14 protein-coding genes and 3 pseudogenes are annotated in these 17,965 nt (G+C 55.4%); 11 read left to right on the top strand and 6 right to left on the bottom strand.

The window, feature by feature from the left end:
- Positions 1 to 74 precede the first annotated feature (74 nt).
- The 3 genes and pseudogenes from tnpC to tnpA all read right to left on the bottom strand — a co-directional run.
- Positions 75 to 1,292 (bottom strand): annotated as a pseudogene (gene tnpC, locus AWB69_RS42690) (IS66 family transposase); the annotation flags it as partial.
- Positions 1,293 to 1,396: 104 nt separating this feature from the next.
- Positions 1,397 to 1,750, bottom strand: a complete 354-nt coding sequence (gene tnpB / locus AWB69_RS42685; protein WP_062092793.1) for an IS66 family insertion sequence element accessory protein TnpB — start codon at positions 1,748 to 1,750, stop codon at positions 1,397 to 1,399.
- Positions 1,731 to 2,216 (bottom strand): IS66-like element accessory protein TnpA, encoded by a 486-nt coding sequence (gene tnpA / locus AWB69_RS42680; protein WP_062092792.1) that lies wholly within the window; start codon positions 2,214 to 2,216, stop codon positions 1,731 to 1,733. Before tnpA ends, tnpB begins: the two co-directional genes overlap by 20 nt.
- An 81-nt stretch (positions 2,217 to 2,297) precedes the next feature.
- Here tnpA and AWB69_RS42675 point away from each other — a divergent pair.
- Positions 2,298 to 2,750: pseudogene (locus tag AWB69_RS42675) on the top strand (transposase); the annotation flags it as partial.
- Positions 2,751 to 2,923: 173 nt separating this feature from the next.
- Here AWB69_RS42675 and AWB69_RS42670 read toward each other — a convergent pair.
- On the bottom strand, positions 2,924 to 3,931 hold the full coding sequence (locus tag AWB69_RS42670) for an alpha/beta fold hydrolase (RefSeq protein WP_197500467.1): 1,008 nt from the start codon (positions 3,929 to 3,931) through the stop codon (positions 2,924 to 2,926).
- A gap of 457 nt (positions 3,932 to 4,388) precedes the next feature.
- On the opposite strand from AWB69_RS42670, the pseudogene AWB69_RS51145 reads away from it, so the two are divergent.
- From AWB69_RS51145 to AWB69_RS42655, 3 genes and pseudogenes are all read left to right on the top strand, one after another.
- Positions 4,389 to 5,101: pseudogene (locus tag AWB69_RS51145) on the top strand (IS6 family transposase).
- 99 nt (positions 5,102 to 5,200) lie between these two features.
- Complete coding sequence (locus AWB69_RS42660; RefSeq protein ID WP_082913847.1) at positions 5,201 to 6,484, top strand: MFS transporter; 1,284 nt, start codon at positions 5,201 to 5,203, stop codon at positions 6,482 to 6,484.
- A 152-nt stretch (positions 6,485 to 6,636) separates the two neighbouring features.
- Positions 6,637 to 7,773, top strand: a complete 1,137-nt coding sequence (locus AWB69_RS42655) for a porin (RefSeq protein WP_062092789.1) — start codon at positions 6,637 to 6,639, stop codon at positions 7,771 to 7,773.
- A gap of 57 nt (positions 7,774 to 7,830) precedes the next feature.
- Here AWB69_RS42655 and AWB69_RS42650 read toward each other — a convergent pair whose 3' ends face one another.
- Positions 7,831 to 8,721, bottom strand: coding sequence for an alpha/beta fold hydrolase (locus AWB69_RS42650; RefSeq protein ID WP_082913846.1), 891 nt, complete (start codon positions 8,719 to 8,721; stop codon positions 7,831 to 7,833).
- A gap of 205 nt (positions 8,722 to 8,926) precedes the next feature.
- On the opposite strand from AWB69_RS42650, the gene AWB69_RS42645 reads away from it, so the two are divergent.
- On the top strand, positions 8,927 to 9,880 hold the full coding sequence (locus tag AWB69_RS42645) for an SMP-30/gluconolactonase/LRE family protein (protein WP_062092788.1): 954 nt from the start codon (positions 8,927 to 8,929) through the stop codon (positions 9,878 to 9,880).
- A 41-nt stretch (positions 9,881 to 9,921) separates the two neighbouring features.
- Here the strand turns inward: AWB69_RS42645 and AWB69_RS42640 are convergent, their stop codons facing one another.
- On the bottom strand, positions 9,922 to 10,860 hold the full coding sequence (locus AWB69_RS42640) for an SMP-30/gluconolactonase/LRE family protein (RefSeq protein WP_197500465.1): 939 nt from the start codon (positions 10,858 to 10,860) through the stop codon (positions 9,922 to 9,924).
- A gap of 762 nt (positions 10,861 to 11,622) precedes the next feature.
- Between AWB69_RS42640 and AWB69_RS42635 the strand changes: the two genes are divergently transcribed.
- The 6 genes from AWB69_RS42635 (at position 11,623) to AWB69_RS42610 (ending at position 17,937) form a co-directional block, all read left to right on the top strand.
- On the top strand, positions 11,623 to 11,913 hold the full coding sequence (locus AWB69_RS42635; RefSeq protein WP_063978040.1) for a hypothetical protein: 291 nt from the start codon (positions 11,623 to 11,625) through the stop codon (positions 11,911 to 11,913).
- 340 nt (positions 11,914 to 12,253) lie between these two features.
- A complete protein-coding gene (locus AWB69_RS42630) occupies positions 12,254 to 13,213 on the top strand; it encodes an aldo/keto reductase (RefSeq protein WP_062092786.1) in 960 nt (319 codons plus the stop codon).
- Positions 13,214 to 13,267: 54 nt separating this feature from the next.
- Positions 13,268 to 13,990, top strand: a complete 723-nt coding sequence (locus tag AWB69_RS42625; RefSeq protein ID WP_062092785.1) for a hypothetical protein — start codon at positions 13,268 to 13,270, stop codon at positions 13,988 to 13,990.
- A 128-nt stretch (positions 13,991 to 14,118) separates the two neighbouring features.
- Positions 14,119 to 14,889, top strand: a complete 771-nt coding sequence (locus tag AWB69_RS42620; protein WP_062092794.1) for an IclR family transcriptional regulator — start codon at positions 14,119 to 14,121, stop codon at positions 14,887 to 14,889.
- A 254-nt stretch (positions 14,890 to 15,143) separates the two neighbouring features.
- A complete protein-coding gene (locus AWB69_RS42615; RefSeq protein ID WP_062092784.1) occupies positions 15,144 to 16,526 on the top strand; it encodes a chorismate-binding protein in 1,383 nt (460 codons plus the stop codon).
- Positions 16,527 to 16,590: 64 nt separating this feature from the next.
- Entirely contained in the window at positions 16,591 to 17,937 is a 1,347-nt protein-coding gene (locus tag AWB69_RS42610; protein WP_082913845.1) for a sodium:solute symporter family transporter, read from the top strand.
- Positions 17,938 to 17,965 lie beyond the last annotated feature (28 nt).

Here is a 17,965-nt window from a genome sequence, read left to right as displayed (position 1 = left end):
ATGACGGCCTCGGCTCATCCCGCCATGATAAAAACGGACCGTTAAATATTCAACTTATTTAAGGGATGTTGTACTAGCAACGGCACGCTGTGTTGCTGCCGCAGCCCGTAGGTGTAGTCGACTTGCGCCTCGCCATCGGGCAGTTCTGCCCGGGCCAGGGTCTCGACCTGATACAGCGCCTTGAAGTACTCAAGCGCCTGCAGCGCGCGACCACCCGTTTTCTTCTTCTGTCCCTTGTGCGCGTCAACGAACAAGCGCCGTGAATGGGCGATACAGCCGAAGTGAGTGACACCTTGGAGCGTACGCCAGGCACTGTATCCATCGGTCATCAGCATGCCTTCGTAGCCAGCGAGAAACGCTTGCGGGTATTGCTGCCCGCGCCCCGGCTGGTAGTCGAACAACACGACCGGCTGCTCGCTGTCCCCGGCGCTTCTGTACGTCCACATATAACTCGTGCTTTGCGGCGTCTTGCCTTCTTCCTTGAGGACCTGCACCGTCGTCTCGTCGCCGTGAATCAGCGGCTGCGACAACAGTGTTTGGCGCATCGCTTCGTACAGTCGGCCGTAGTGCATCTCGGCAGGCCTGATGATCCAGTTCGCCAGCGTGCCGCGGCTCACCGCAATCCCCGCACGGGCCAGCACGTGTTCCATCCGGTACAGCGGCGTGCCGTCAACATATTTGCCGGTTGTCACCGTCGCAATCATCGCCGCGCTCGCGCTGCTACCCGGCAACGGCTGCACGGGCATCGGCGCGATTACCATCGGCGTGCGTTCGGCGTTGCGCTCGCAGTGGCGGCACGCGTATTTGAAGCGCACATGTTGCAGCACCAACGCCTTGATCTCGATGTGCAACTGCTCGCTCGTCTGTTCGCCCATGCGGTGCAACGCGTTCTGGCAGCACGCACAGATCTTCTGCTCATCGGGCAGATCGTACTCGATGCGCCGGCGCGGCAGCTCGGCCGGCAGCGGCTTGCGTCCCCGCTTACCGTGCTTGGATTTATCAACCTCCGGCAGTCCCGTATCGGGGAGCGCGAATGCGTCATCCGAATCATCGTCACCGGGTTCGGTCGCGGCGATCTGCTCGGCTTCATCGAACACGCGATCCTTGAGTTTCTCGCTGCTCGGCGCGAAGCGCTTGAGCTGCGCCAGACGGAACAACTCCTCGAGTTGCCCGATACGTTGCGCAAGTTGCTGGTTATTGGACTGAAGCTCGAGAATGCGCGCGATCAGCTCATCGGGCGAGAGCTGTTTGAGATCGTCCTCAGCGGACGGGGAGCGGGCGTCGGTATTCATGTGCTCCACGATAGCGAAGCCGCACAACGAATGGGTTTACGTCAAAGTGTAACAATCGCGCCGGGCGTCGCGCGCACTACGCCCGGCGTGCTGCTACTGAACGTTCAGCACACGTGTCGGTACTGCCTCGAAGGGTGACGACGCACTGCGTCGATGTCGATGCCTTCGAGTAACCAGTGAAGCTGCTCGCTCGTGAGTTCCATCACCGCCTGCTGTCGGCGTGGCCAGACAAAACGGTCAGCCTCTAACCGTTTCATCATCAGCCAGAAACCCGAGCGCTCGTAAAACAGCAGCTTGATGCGGTTGGCCCGCTTGTTACGGAAGGCGAAGACCGCACGGGCAAATGGGTCAAGCTGCATGGACTGCTCGACCAGGATAACAAGACCGTTAATCCCGTTCCTAAAATCGACCGCGTCGCGGTGCAAGTAGACCCGCAGTTCAGCGTCCAGTCGGAACATCACAGCGTCCAAGCGTTTCTATCATCGCCGACACCAACGTCGCGTCCTGGGCACCGCACTCGAGTCTGAGCGTGATGCCGTTGGGCATTTCCACCGTCAATCGTGACGGTGCCGCCGGGCGCTGCGCTACAGGGGGCGCTTCGCGGTGCGGCGGCGCCAACCTGGGTAACTGAGGTTGCGCCTCGGTGCCAGCGCTCTCGACGACCGTAACAAACGCCGCCGCGTTCCCTGACACCGGCGTCACTCCCGTGTCGCGGTGTTCCTTCTGGTGCTCGCAGATCCACCGGCGCAGTAAATTCGCGTTCACGCCAGCCCTCAGCGCCATGCCAGCTACCGATACTCCGGGCTGCAGGCAAGCCTCGATCAACCTCTTCCTGTCCCGTTTGTCAAAACGTCGTTTGCCGTCCCGCCCAACGCTGACAACCTTGAGTGGCAAAAAATCCAAATCTGAATAGTTCTGTGTCATGGAAGGTGTCCACTGATTTCAGTGGACACATCCTGCTCCGTCAGCACCTAAGATGCCATGTGCGCTCAATTCACCGCTTACGTTGAATTGATGTGGCTCACGGGTCGCCTGGCACCGGACTTCAAAACCATAGCTGACTTTCGTCGTGACAACGGCGTCGGCATTCGCAACGTGTGTCGCCGCTTCGTCGTCCTGTGCCGTGAGCTGAAGCTGTTCTCACAGGCGCTGGTCGCCATAGACGGCAGCAAGTTCAAGGCAGTCAATACACGCGATCGCAACTTCACCGAGGGTAAGGTCGACAAGCGCCAGAAGCAGATCGAGGAGAGCATCCAGCGGTATCTGAACGCGCTGGAGACGGCCGATCGTACGCAACCCGCTGAGCTGGAAGCGAAGACGACTCGATTGCAAGACAAGATCGCGCGCTTACGCGAGCAGATGCGAACCCTCGATCAGATCAGGGAACAACTCAAGACTCAGACTGATGGCCAACTCTCGATGACTGATCCCGACGCGTGCTCCAGGACGCGACTGGGGATGAGGGCTTGAATGCCTGCCGATTCCAGATGGCGCAGGATCGCGTTCGAATCGTGGGCCTTGTCGGCAGCCAGCCTGACAGGTTCCAGTTCGCCCAGCAAAGGCAGAGCCTCGGGACTGTCTCCAGCCTACCCGCCCGTCATACGTAACCGTCCGAATTTTGAGGCCACCCCTCATTGGCTGGCGCCTTGCTTTTTAGCATTGCGATTGACATCATCTGCAAAAAAATCGAGAAGGAGCCTCACCAATGCTAGAGGCTGCTCCTCCGGGATGTAATGGCCGCTGTTCGAGATTATCGCCCCCTGAACATTTAGGGCTACCGCCTGCATCGTTCTTTCAGCACTATCCTTGTAGCCATACTCCGCGCCTATTGCCAGCACTGGCATCGGCAATTTCGTTGCACCGAATCTTTTGTTATCGGCAGTGTCCTGCCCGAGCAACTGCTGATAGTAGGCGAAGGATGCGCGAAGCGCGCCAGGCTGCCTCCATGCGTCCGCGTAAATCTCCAAGTCCGCATCCGAAACCGCGGTTGGATCAACTAGACCTATCCTATCTCGTTTAAACAAGTATTCGAGAAACAGGCGTTCTCGCCCACTCACCAATGCCTCAGCCAAATCGCCCTGCATATTAAAGCCAAAATGCCAACTTCCCCCTTTAGCAATGTCCATTGATGCTTCTTGGCCGAATGCAGGTAACCCACTTTCGATAAATGCAAACTTTCGAACCTCCTGCGGCCACTGCGCCGCATGCGCGTACGCAACCTGACCACCCATATCGTGGCCTACCAAAAGAACGCGATCAAAGCCGAGTGACCGGACCAACTCATGAAGATCTGTGGCAACTGACTTTTTATCGTAGCCCTCAAGGGGCTTCGAAGAGTCTCCCATCCCTCGCATATCAGGTGCTATGACGAAATACCTCCCGGCCAATAGTGGAATGACTTTACGCCACGCGTACCAAGTCTCGGGCCATCCGTGAATGAGCAATACCGGTTGGCCGCTCCCGGCAGTGACGAAGTGAATTCGGACGCCATTTACCCAACGCCGCTCATGGTGAACAACGAGCGGAGGCGGCAGCTCATCGCTGCTCCCGAGGCCGTTCATCGCGTCCCCTGACGGTGGTAGCGCTGATGCACTACCTACCGCCAGCATTAGCGTTACCCAAATCCATATGGTTTTCATGCAAAGGCACCGCGTGCGTTGACAGATTGACATATCACTCTGATCTTGTGTTGGACAGTGCGACCCCGCGGGGTTGACCGCTTTTGCGGGGGGGCAACGATGTTTCATAACCTGCGACCAATCCTGGAACACCTTAGTCGACAAGTTCATCGATGGATCACGGTTAGAGCAGTTTTGCCGCTTCAGTATTTAATGTTTCCAAATATGAACATAATCATAAATAGAAACACGCTTATCTTCAATCTTTCCTGAAGGAGGGGGCCTGAAGTCGGTTCGGGCAGAAAAAGCGGAAACAAGGATCGAGCTCGTTGACACTCGGATCAACATACGTAAGGTACTAGGGAGCACGGCGCCGGGTGCTGTCAACTTTCGGGGAGCTTGCAGTGGATGCGGCGATAACGTCGGCTATGAAACCAGCGACCCAGCAATACATGCCTGTCACCGCTAACCCGCAGTCTTGGGCTATCGCTTTCCGTCCGATGTGATGAGCTATGCGGTGTGGTTGTACTACTGTTTCCCGCTCAACGAGCGCATGGTCGTGGGAACTGCTGGCAACGCGTGCATTGAGCTTACATACGAGACGGTGCAACGCTGGACGGTGAAGTTTGGGCTGAGCATTGCCCGGCGCATCCGCTTTACAACTTTGGGCTGGAGCGGCAAGTGGGACCTGGATGAAGTGGTCGTCACGATTAACAGCAAGAGGCGCTGGCTGTGGCGCGCGGTAGACCAGCATGGCGTGGTGCTCGATTTGCTGGCGCAAAGCCGGCGACAGGCACGCTGCCAGGACGCTCATGCGCAAGCCGCTAAAGAAGTATGGGTGGCGGCACGTATGCCGACACCGATAAGCTTTAGTGCCAGGCGGCGGCGAGCAGGGATCTGAGGATTAACGTCAAACACCGCCAGCACAAGGGACTGAACAACCGAGCGGAAAATTCGCACCAGCCAACACCGATATGCGAGAAGGTCATGCGCCGCTTCAAATCAGCGCGTCAACTGCAACGTTTCGCTTCGATTCATGATCAGGTGGGCAATCTGTTCATGCATTGCCGCTACCACGCGAACGCGCGGCAAAAACGCGCGCTATGCACCCAAGCTCCTCGAGACGTGGGAAAGCTCAATTATGTAGTTGCTATCACGAGAATTTCTTGGATCCACGGCTCGCTCCGCTAGTGGGAAACTCAAGGAAAACCCGATGTTGTTCTCTGGGAGGAACTAGAACACAATCAGAAACACCGTTACTCAGTATAACCAGCGACATAGGGACGCAATATGAATGCTAGCCATTCTCGAGTCAGTCTTCGGACTGACAATTCGCCACCTTCCAGCTATCGCTGGGTGATTCTGGCTTTGGCCTGGCTGGCGACATTCGTGACCTTCATCGATCGTCTGGCGTGGGCGAACGTGGCGCCGTCGGCAAGCGCGACGTTCGGGTTGCCCGTGGCTGCACTGGGCTGCTTTGTGACGTCCTTCTATATCGGGTACGTCGCTGCTAACGCGGTCACGGGATTTCTGACCGACAGGATCGGTGCTCGTCTCTCCTTACCGCTAGCCTTGTTCCCGCTTGGTGCCTTGACCTTCTCGTTTGGCTATGCCAATTCGGTAACGTACGGTGTCGTGATTCAGTGTCTCATGGGACTCGCTGCCGGTGTCGACTACGCGGGCGCGGTCAAACTGGTTGCTGGGTGGTTCGATGTCAGGCGCCGCGCGCGTGCGGTCGGCATCATCCTGACTTCGATGTCCGCTGGCGTCGTTGTGGCGAACACTTCGATTCCCAGGGCGCTTCGGTTCGCGCAATGGAGCATGATTTACCATGCTCTAGGCATCTCTACGGCTTTGGTTGCAGTCCTTTGCGCACTTATGTTGCGGAACGCACCTGCCGGCAAAGCGGTGCTGCAAAAGAGAACCACCGCAAAGGAGGTTCTAGCGCTTTTCCGTAACAAGAATCTCTGGCTAACAACTATCGCGGGTTTTGGGGCGTGCTGGGGTAGCATCGGATTTGTCTTCTGGGCAAACGTGCTGATGCAAAAGGGTCTTGGGATTAGCAGCGTCGAATCCGGGACCGTCAGCACGGTGTTCGGTGCAGTCTCTCTGATTGGTGCGCCCATGGTCGGGATGCTCTCTGACTGGATTGGCGGACCTCGCAAGTGGCTGACGGCGTTCGTCCTGCTAGCGATGGGGTGCGGATTATCTGTCTTCGGACACCTCAAGTCTCTTCAGGCACTCGAAATTGCTGCGGCTCTTCTTGGAGTAATGACGTTCGGATGGGGTGCATTGATCGCTTCGATCATTACTGAGATCGTGGGAGTCAGACTTGCGGCGAGTGCCATCGGCGTGAGTAATGCGGCGTTTCAGGTTGGGTCAGTGCTCGTTCCTCTGGCCGTCGGGATGGTCTTTCAGTCGACACACTCCTTTAATCTGGCGTTTATGACATTGGCTATCGGACCGATTGTGGGCGGCGTTGCAGTCCTCGCCGTCAGGGAAGGGCTCGCAGCGAATCTAATAGAGGAGGCGCCAAATCGAGAAAGGTCGGGTGTGATGGCGCCGACAAAATGACTCTGAGCGGCAATCGTGTCGATCAAATAGTCACGGCGTAACAGGCCCAGCTTCTCGACGGTGGCCGGAGTCATTGGTTGTACAGAAGCCGTAGATAAATTACTCAAAATATTAAGTAGTACAAATTATAAACACCAGATCGGAGATTAATCTTGAAGCCAACGATTTTCGCAGCGATTGCGATTGTGTCCGTTCCCATCCTCTGTCGGGCCCAGTCGAGCGTGACCCTCTATGGGAACATTGACGCGGGGATTGGGTATACCAATAATCAGAAGGGGGGCAGTGCGGTCCAGATGATCAATGGACGCGGTGGCAGCTTCTTCGGTTTCAAGGGTGCAGAAGACCTTGGTGAGGGGCTTCAGGCCACGTTCTGGCTCGAGAACGGGTTCACTGCTGCTAACGGTGTCTTGGGGCAAAACGGAGCGCTGTTCGGACGGCAAGCTCAGGTTGGGCTGAAGGGCAAGTTCGGCGCGCTGACGCTAGGTAACCAATATGACACGATGGTGGACGACCTCCAGGCCTATAGTTCCGCAGTGTATTTCGGAGGCTCCTACGGTGCACGGGCTGGTGATGTGGACAATGTGTGGGGTGACTGGCACGTGAACAATTCTGTGAAGTACGTGAGCCCTGTATTTGGTGGATTGACGGCTGAAGGTATTTACAGCTTCGGTGGGCAACCGGGGAGTACGGCAAAAGACCGGATCTACGGCGCGGGATTTAACTTTGCTGCCGGTGTTTTCTCGCTCGGTGGTGCATACATGAATGTCAACAACCCCGCCGTATCCATCTATCAGGGTACATCGGCTCCGATTGCAAGCCAGACATTCGGCGCCCCTTTTAATAGCCCGATCTACAATGGCTACCTTTCCGCCCAGAATCTGCAGATTGCTGGCGCGGGTGCCTCGTTGAGCATCAACGGCCTTACGTTGGATGCTCTGTACACGAACACAAGATTCCGTGAGATTGCACCGACCGTGGGCGGCAACCAACGTACGCAGGCCGGTTTCAACACATACGAAATCAACGGCACATACTACGTTCGACCCGACATCGTTGCTTCGGCTGGCGTCATGTACACAAGTGCGACGGGTGCGAACTATCTGCAACCCGTGGCGGGGGTTAACTATCTTCTCTCAAAACGCACGCTGGTGTACCTTCTCGGCACGTGGATGAGGGCGAACGGAATCGATTCAACCGGGCATGCGGCTGTGGCCGATATTACCAACGTCAACCCTTCGAGCAATCGTAATCAGGTTGGCGTGCGCATTGGACTGCGAACTCGCTTCTAAGCATATGTCGCAGGCACCTGCGGGAAACAATGTTGCGTAGTGCCTGCCGCAGGGAGTTCAGGTGAAGAAGTCGAGCAGCACCGATGCCAGTCGTTCGGGTTGCTCTTCCGCTGGGTAGTGGCCGGAGGACTCGATTATCGCACTGCTGACGTTAGTCGCTACTTTTTCCATCGTTGTTTTCGCTCCCTGTCCGTAGCCAAACTCGCAGCCAATGGCGAGAACGGGCATCTCAAGCTTCGTCTGGCCGAATTGCTCATTGTGCTTCCTGTCATCAAAAAGAGTCCGGTAGTACGAGAAGCTGGCGCGTAGCGCGCCAGGTTGCGCGAGCGACCGCGCATAGACATCAATGTCAGCTTCGCTGATGGAGCTAGGATCAACGGTTCCCACGGTGTCGCGCCGGATGAAATGACGGACGAACAGAGCTTCGCGACCGCGGACGAGTTCTTCGGAGATATCCCCCGCCATGTTAAAGCCAAAATGCCAACTGCCGCCCGTGGCAACATTCATTGCGTTCTCCTGGCCGAAGCCAGGAAGTCCGCTTTCGATGAAGACAAGCTTTCTCGTAAGTTGCGGATAGAGCGCTGCGAATGCATAGCCCACTTGGCCGCCCATGTCGTGTCCGACAATGCAGGCGTTCTCGAGACCGAGGGACTGCAGCAGAGCAGAGAGGTCCCCGGCAATCGTCTTTTTGTCGTAGCCACTGAAGGGCTTGCTGGAATCGCCAAATCCACGCAGATCCGGCGCAATCACGGTATGGCGCTGCGCCAGAAGCGGGATAAGCTTACGCCATGCATAGGATGTCTGGGGCCACCCGTGCAGCAGGACCACTGGGCTGCCTTGCCCGGCCGTTCTGGCATGGATGCGTAGTCCATTTACGCGTCGGGAAACTGACTTGATAGCGACAGAAATGGCGCCGGCTGTCGGCTGTTGCGAGGGAATCTGGCTCATGTTGCACGGACTCTCAAGGTTGTGGCGAAATCGCCGGTAGAAATGCTAGTCGGACTTTTATCGGGCTCTCGCGAAAAATAGGCAAGAAGCCTGTCACCGTCGGCAGGATAGGCGTGATCCGCAAGGATGATCTATAATTTCTGTATGAGAACACGTTCCCAATATAGTGCTATTTTCAGAGAAAAATTTCAACTTGGAGTCTCAGATGGATGAGAAGAGCGAACGGCTGCTGACTGAAGCCACCCCTGTTTCGACTACATGCTGGCTGGAGGGGCCTGTTTGCGATGCCCTTCAGAACATATATTTCACTGACGTGCGTGGGAACCGCATTCTCAGGCAGGATCGGGATGGTCAACTAACAGTATTTCGCGGGCCGCAGGCAGCAAACTATCCAAACGGGCAGGCGCTCGATCCCCAAGGGCGACTTGTTACGTGCGAGGAAGGCGATCCTGAGACGAATACTCCGCCAAGGCTGACGCGAACGGACTTGGAGACAAACGCGGTAGAAGTGCTCGCTGACAACTTCGAAGGTCAACGCTTTTGCGGCCCAAGCGATGTCGCGATCGACAGAAAAGGGAACATCTATTTCTCGGACGGCGTTCGCCCGTTCTTCCTTGCACCGTTTACTAGCGCATCGTCCCGAGTGCCTGCAACGGTGGTGCGTAGTCCTAGCGTTTTCAGGCTCAACAATCGTGGTGTATTGAAGCGCATACTTGGCGACGGAGATGTCTTGCAACCCAACGGGGTAGCGCTATCGCCTGATGAGCGTACACTTTATGTAGTCGAAAACGACATTTCAGAAGTGGGCACGAGACAGTTGCGGTCGTTCGCACTCACTGAAGAAGGTTTGCCGCTCGACAGAGAAATACTGGTCGAGTTCTCGCCAGGGAGAAGTGCCGATGGTCTTGCGGTAGACGTTGATGGCAACCTCTATGTTGCCGCGGGATTGAACCGCTTGCGCGGTACTGCGGAGACATTGGCAACGCCCGCCGGTATTCACGTTTTTTCTCCGCTCGGCGAAAAAATTGATTTCATCCCGGTCTTTGAGGACTCTGTCACCAACGTGACCTTTGGTGGCAACGATATGCGTGATCTCTATATCACCGCAGGAAAAACGCTCTTCAAGGCTCGAGGCAGATTAAAAGGAGCGCGTCGGTGATTCGAGTTCACGCAAGCGTCCCGTTGCAGGTCTCCTATGAATTAAGAAGGGGCGCCCTTGAGAGAACATCGTAGGCGATAGAGACTCTTCGTGGCTGCTACATACATGAATGGAGTTTGGCTGTGCCTGGTAAGTATCACGTTGGACGGACGTTCCAGAGTCGGCACCTCGGCAATCTGTGTTCCGCTTGGGTCGTAGACTCGGATCCCTGGGCGTGTTGGTGACTGTACCGCGGCGTAGACATTACCAGCGTTATCGACAGTAATGCCGTCGGCCCCTTTCTCGCAGCCGTAGTCGACGAATAGACGTTGTGCATTTACCTTCCCCGGTTTCTCGATGTCGTACGCCAGTATGCGCATGTCACCGATATCTCGAAGGGGGACCTCATCGAATCGTCGATCGAGGATGCGAATATCATGCTCGACGACGTATAGAATGCGCTGATCTGGCGACAGAGCTATGCCATTGGGTTTTGAAACATCGGCCAGTACAAGCTTTATGTCGCCGGACGAGCTAATGTAGTAGACGCCAAATACCGGTTGCTCAACGGGTTCATGACCGAGGTAGCGGGGATCAGTGAAGTAGATTCCCCCTGCACGGTCGACGACGAGATCGTTAGGTGAATTGAACGGTCGGCCGCCATAGAGGCCAGCCACGATCGTACTTTTTCCGGTAGCCATATCTGTTCGTATGACGCTTCGCATTCCGAAATCGGCGCCCCCCGCAACCAACATGTTCCCGTTTTTGTCGAAGTCGATTCCCGACGCCATGCCGCTTGGTGACCTGAAGACAGACGTGACCCGGTTCATAGGGTCAAAGACCCATATGATCCCAGCTGTCATCGACGTACGGTACGAAACTGTGATGTCGCAGAAGAATATTCTGCCATCCGGCCCTTCAGCCGGGCCCTCCGTGTTGTAGCCGTCAGCGAAAACCCTCTCAAGGTTCACGCCATCTGGAAAAATCTCGTTTGTACGCAAGGAAAGTACTCCTCTCTGTGTCAACACATCCATTTGAAGTGGGCAAGCCCGGATACGGCACCGCTTGTTCGGCGCGGTTTGGCCTTGCCCAGCCACGGCGACGCATCCAAATTTTATGGAAATTGTGGTTTCATTTGGGAACAAGATCTATATAATGAACAGATGCCACACTAACGTCAAGATTGCTATCGATGCCTCATGCGCTCTGCAGGAAGGTTCTGGCGTGAATGAGCCTTAATTCGACTGACACCTGGAAGAGCGAGGGCGCAAACATTGGAATGCATCCGGGTATACGTTGGCCAGCGCGTTTGGATCGGGTTCATCGCCAATTCGTTCTTCGGTCGGTGCGTGAGACCATACGGACAAGTGGACCGCCAGGTGGCGACGGTGGTGTTATGCCCGATTGAATGAATCTGGAGGAGGATCCAGCGACCGTCGTGACGCAGGTATCGAGTACTACGTCAATGCGCACGTTCTGGCGTCGACGTGATCCAGTTGTTCGTTCGCCTTTTTTTCACGCAGGAACATCGTTCGGATCGGCTGTCTGCGTAGGCCTGTCGACCCTTGAGAACAACTTCGACCTCAGGTGTCATGAGTTGTAAATCCGCATACTAAATTTACGCCCTAGGAACTACGCACACGTTATCGGGATAACCCTTCACGGATTGTGCGAAGGAGCTGAACTCCTTGGGTACTACCTGCGAAGTGGAAAAAGGAACGTCGACCGACCGATAGGCAGAGCCGAGCTTGCAGGAGGAGGCAATGGAAAAGGCTAAAAGGTCCTTGCGATTCATGGTGGAAAAATGGCTGGTGATGGTTCTTTCACAGTCGGTTCGGGTGAAACGGGCAAGTCGCGCAAGCTCGAATCAGAGGCGCTATGTCTGCCGCGAGGCATTGCAACTGGCAGACAGCTTCGCAATCTATTTATTCCGTCAAGGCGGCGGTACCTGGGATGTGTTCCCGCCTGATGCCGAACGCCCGGCGATGAGTATGTTGATGTGCGGCGCGATTGGGATATTTGCGCATGTGACCGACCGTCGGTCGCGTCTATGACTGAGAAGGGGTTCGCTGTGTTTAACGAATCAAACCAACGACCTTGCGAGTACGAGCGAGATCTGGACGCGTGGACATGTGCTTGCTACGACGCAGCCGTCGCAAGGGACTTTATCCGATCGCCGTACCACCCCGACGTCGCGACCGTAAAATGCCTTCAAGGCTACTTCCACGCCGGGCTGTTGCCTGCGGAAGCCGCTGAAGCATGCTTTGGGCGAAAACAATGAAAAGGCGCTGCCTTATCGTATCGTTGTTCGAGCACACCCTACTTTGCGAAAGACAAACAACGAGCCGAGCTAAATAATGTACTGAATTTTCAACTCATGAACCCAGGAAAGAAATGAATTCCCCCGTAGGTAATAGAAGCCAGCTTGGAAGAACAGACGTCCGCGTTTCCTCACTCGGTATCGGCGGCGGTAGCCTTTCCAATGCCATCGGCGATGGTGGGTTTCGAGAAGTGGTGGACGAGGCGTGGAAGCAAGGATTGCGATACTTTGATACGGCGCCCCTGTATGCGAATGGTCTGAGCGAGCAACGATTCGGAGAGGCGCTCGTGGCGCGCAGCCGTACGGAGTTTGTGCTGTCGAGCAAAACGGGTCGCTGGAACAGCGACGGCGGCAATCGCTTCGATTATAGCTACGAAGGCACGATGCGATCAGTCGAGGAGAGTCTGGCGCGCTTGCGTATGGACTACATTGATGTGGTGTGCATTCACGATGTCATTCCGGCTCTGCACGGCGAGGCGTTCGAATCTCGTTTTGGTGAGGCCATGTCAGGTGCGTATCGCGCTCTCGAAGAACTGAAGCAGCAAAAGGTGGTCAGGGCGATCGGGGCAGCGTTACGCGAACCGGATGTGTGTGAACGGTTCGCCAGAGAGGGGAACTTCGACTGTTTCATGTTAGCGGGCGGGCACACACTACTGCAACACGGCGCCATGTCGTCGTTCCTACCGCTATGCGTTGAGCGCCGCATCTCCGTCATCGTCGCATCTCCTTTCAATACTGGCATTCTTGCGACCGGCGTGTGTGAAGGAGCCCGCTATGAATATCGCCCTGCAGAGGAGACTCCCGGGATCGTTGAGCGTGTGCGTCAGCTCGAGGAAATTGGCCGGACGCATGATGTGCCGCTTGCGGTAGCTGCACTGCAATTTCCTCTCCGTTGCAGTGCTGTCGTTTCTGTCGTCGCGGGACATCAAAGTGCAGAGGAACTCCGTCGGAACTTGAGATGCATGGAGACAATAATACCCGACGGGTACTGGGGTGATTTGAAGGAGGCGGGCCTGATTCCCGTGGCAGCTTAGATTTCCGACTTCTTTTTGATTTTTCTGTAGATGATGTTTGTGAAAGGAAAAACAATGAGCAATCCTCCAAAGGGGCTGTTGGCAATCTGGAATGATTTCGATCCGGGCCGCTTGCTTGAGTATGAGCATTGGCACACGCTTGAGCACGTTCCAGAGCGCGTGTGGGTGCCAGGAATGATTTGCGGCCGCCGATACCGAGCGGTGGGACAAAGCGTGCCACGGTACCTCACCCTGTATGAACTCGAGGCGCTCGACGTTCTAGAGAGGGCAGAATACGTAGACCTTGTCGTCAGGCCAACGCCATGGTCCGCTTCGATGCGCCCATCGTTTTCGAATTTTCAGCGTCAGCCGTGCGAGATCCTGGCTGATAGTGGTGTTGGGAACGGTGGCAAGCTGGCAGTAATGAGGACGAGTTGCGCAACGTCGCTGAGTCCGGCGGCATTGCGATCATTTGCGGATAACCTTTTGGCACGCCCGAGCGACCAATGTGTGGTGCGCGTTCGGGTCGGCCGAGTAACATCGAGAGGTCCGCAAGCACTTGTAAATCACGCAACGATCGCAGAGGGAATCGAATATCTCTGGGCGATCGAAAGCGTGGAATCGGCTTCGGCGGATCTGGAAGTCGGATTTGAGGAGGCTGGCAAGCAGGCTGGTGTTGATGCTCGTATCCATTACGTCGGAGTCTTTGAGTTTCTGACGCAGATCGACCATATGTCGGTAAAAGCGCAGAACCGACCGCCACCGAGGCTGGACCTGATGAAGCAGTTTGCGGGATGATTTTACTGAAGGTGTGGCGCATTTGAGCGCTGGTGTCGCGAGGATGGGCAACTGCCCACGGATCTTCTTGACAGTCTTACGAGTAGCCCGATACCATGTTCCCATATGTGAACACGGGGTGCGAAATCATGGAAGAAAATGCTAGCGAGGTCGTTAAATCTGCCGATCGGACACTTGATCTCATCGAGTTGCTTGCGTCCTGGGGGCGGGAAATGTCTCATACCGAGATTGCCGAATCGCTGAGCATCCCCAAGAGCAGTCTGACTAAATTGCTCAGGAATCTAACGGTGAGGGAATACGTAAGGTTTGTGCCGGAGACGAAGGGCTACCGGTTGGGAGACGCGATCCTCAAACTTGCGCAACAGTCGAACCAGTTGCGTAGTTTGGTGGAATGCGCACAACCCGTGCTTGATGAAATCACCGCTCAGACGCTGGAATCATGTGCGCTCAACCAGTTAAGAGGCGACAAGACGGAGGTGGTGGCGACCATAACCAGTCCGCAAATACTGGTTTCTCATCTTCGCCTCGGCGACCTGGCACCGCTATACGCGGTGTCGGGAGGGAAATGTATCCTGGCCTTTATGCCCGATTCGATGCGGCAGGAGTATCTATCGAACGTGAAGCTGGAAAAGTTCACCCCGCGTACGATTACCAGTAAAAAGGCTCTAGCGGTCGAGTTAGACGAGGTTCGTCGTACGGGAGCAGCGACTTCATTTGAAGAGTACACGGTGGGGATTGTTGGTGTCGGCGTACCCATCCTGTCAGCCGCAGGCTTCCCTTTGGGGTCGCTCAATGTCGCGATTCCGACGGTCAGATACGGACCATCAGTCTATTCGAAGGCAGTAGCGATCCTGCAGTCTTCGGCCGAGCGCATCCGTCGACAGTTCTCGTCATCATAATGCACGTTCGCAGCAAGCTACAGGGTCTGTTTCATTCTAAATAGTGCATATGCACATATTGATGTGGGACATCTACAAGGCTCGGTTCGATGCATCAGGACGGCGTTAGGGATTGCCCGTTATTGTTCCTCAGGCGGAATTAGAGTATATTTGTGAACAGATGCAAATACCTCTTGGCACGCGCAACAACTGCGGCCGCAAGAGAGGCCTACAGGCTACGTTTTTGCTAACGAGACGTAATTTAGGAGAACGATATGAATCGCGGAAGATCGATTGGAACTGCGCGTGTTGTCGAATTTTCCTTCTCGGGAGACCCAGTTGACCGGGTGTTGAGTTCGGTCGATCCAACAGACGAAATTTTCGTCGTCGAACGGTGGGACCCGAAGTCTCGACATCCAGACGTTTCGTATATTGGCTTCGCGAATAAAATCGAAAAGGTTCAGAAAAGCAGCACGCGTGACAGTGATCTGGACGAGTTCGATATGCTCCGGAAGATCCTCGACAGCAAGCGCATCGAAGCTCAAAGCGGCACGGCCGGTTTGTCAGGAGGAGTATTTGCTTTCTACTCGTATGAGAGCCTGACCAAAGCGTCAAATGAAGGGGCGGGACCACGAGCGATGTTGATGCAGCCTATGCAAATGCTGGTTTTCGATCATAAAAGGTCGAAAGCGTACGCGGTGATCGTTGACGCATCGCAAACGAGTGAACAGGCGGCAGACGAAATCGTCGAGCGGCTCAAGTCGATGTGTTTTTCGCAAAGCACCGGTCAGGAAAAAGGTGGTTTGGAAGAGCCTATCTGGACACCCACGGTAACTGAAGCTGAGTTCGGAAAATTTGCTGCGACAGCCATTGCGCGCATGAACCACGAGCCGGAACTGGACGGCGTGGTGTTGTCGGTGCAGTGTAAGACGATCACCGATATTCCTCCTGTTGCAAGCTATCGGTGGCTACGACGCATAAATCCGTCGACATATATGTTCCTCGCTACCTCTACTGGGTTCTCGGTCTGGGGCGCGACCTCGCTTACTCTGGCCCGTCTGAAGGGTGGTAAGTTGACTGTTGAGACCGATGGCGCTACCCGGCCAATAGAGAAAACGGCGGACGGGTCGCCGTTTGTCTGGATACCAAACGTCAAGGAAGTTGACGAGTACGATGTCGTCTTGAACGCCCTAGTCGACGATCTGAAACCAATCATTGACGCAGACAGTCTCCACTTTACGGCTGAACTCGAACAGCGACGATTCTTCGACCTTCTGCATCTGTTCGCTGAAGCCGAAGCAGAAATCAAACATGATGTCGGACCCGTGGACGTCATGCGCGCGCTCAGCCCCCACGGAGCAGCGGTCGGGTTCACGAGGAAACGCGCCCTTGAGACTATTCAGGAATTCGAACCGGTCGCACGCGGGCCTTTTAGTGGCTCAATGGGTTTCTTTGGCTTCGATGGATCGCTTGAATCATCGACGGTCACTCGGTCCATGTGGAATGCCGGCGACGCTTCGTATGTTCACGCCGGTGCCAAGGTTGTCTCCGCCTCCGATCCCGCAGCCGAGTATCGTGAATGTATTCTGAAAACGAAAGCGCTACGCGACTGCGCACGCCTGGCGCTTGTTGATGGCACGACGCAGCTCGCAAATTGACAGAAGGCACGATCCACCGCTGCTAGGCGGTGGATCAAACACAGGCCGGTGATGGGGGAGACAAATGAGTCTGTTCGATTGGGCGATTATCGGTGTATATCTTTTGGCCGTCTGCCTAATAGGATGGTGGGCGATGCTACGTGTTCGCAACGTCTCCGACTATTTCACTGGCGGAAGTCGCATTCCGTGGTGGCTCGCAGGTGTGTCTCACCACATGGCGGGATACAGCGCAGTTGTATTCGTGGCGTATGCCGCTGTCGCGTATCAATACGGTGTGGCCATTTATTTTTGGTGGGCACTAACTGTTGCTTTTGGTACAGCCGTGGGCGCGATGCTGTTTGCTCCCAAGTGGGCGAATCTCGTACTGCGCCGCCGATTTGTCTCTCCTCTTGAGTTTGTTCGCGTCCGGTACAACATCCAGACGCAACAACTATTTGGTTGGGTCGGCGCAATCCTGAAAATATTCGGAACCGGAGCAAAATGGGCAGCGATTGGCAGTCTCTTTCACTTCTACACTGGTTTCTCAGAAGTCTACGTCATCCTGATCGTAGGCGGCGTTACGCTGCTCTACTGCACGATCGGTGGCTTGTGGGCAGATTCACTAACAGGACTCTGGCAATTTTTAATCCAACTCATTGCCGGTCTCGCGATGGTGATCTTCGTGTTCGCATACCTTTCGCGCCATGGGTCGCCGCTCGCCGTGATCGGGACATTGCCACGGTCGCACTTCGAACCTTTTGTCGGTCCATATAGCGCGATCTTTTTTGTCAGCTATCTGTTGATCAACACGCTTAACTACAGTGGTGGCGGAAATTGGGATCTGGCACAGCGGTTCATGTCGACACCATCTGTACGTTCGTCGCGTAGAGCGGGACTGCTTTCCTCGGCGTTGTACGCGTTCTGGCCTGTTGTCCTTTTGTTCCCGATGGTCGTGGCTCCGTTGATTGTTCCGAGTCTGGCGGACCCACAAAAGGCCTATGCGGCATTGACAGTGAAGCTACTACCTCACGGGTTCCTCGGGCTGGTTATTGCGAGTTTCCTTGCGCACACGATGGCCTTCACGGCCTCCGATGCGAACGCTATTTCTGCGGTGATCACCAGAGATATTCTTCCGCCTCTGTTGCCGGAATCGAAAAGGGCTTTAGCGGATCATGTCCAGACTGCCCGCTTTGTGACCTTTATATATACGGCCTTGAGCATTCTGATTGCGATCAATGCGCGATCTTTCGGAGGCGTTCTCGGGTTGATTGTGGTGTGGTTCGAAGCGCTCATTGGAACAATCGCAGTTCCACTTTTGTTCGGTTTGCTGCCGGCATTTCGCCGCAGCGGTTCAGCTTCTGCGACTCTATCGTGTGCCGCCGGCGGCGGTTGTCAACGTACTTGTCGTGTCACTTCAAGCAAACTGCTTTAGTTCTTCCGGCTGCATGCGCTCCGGATTG

The sequence above is a fragment of the Caballeronia udeis genome, assembly GCF_001544555.2.
Taxonomy (GTDB): domain Bacteria; phylum Pseudomonadota; class Gammaproteobacteria; order Burkholderiales; family Burkholderiaceae; genus Caballeronia; species Caballeronia udeis.
Note: the sequence above shows the minus strand (reverse complement) of the source record. Positions and strands in the feature narration are given on the sequence as shown.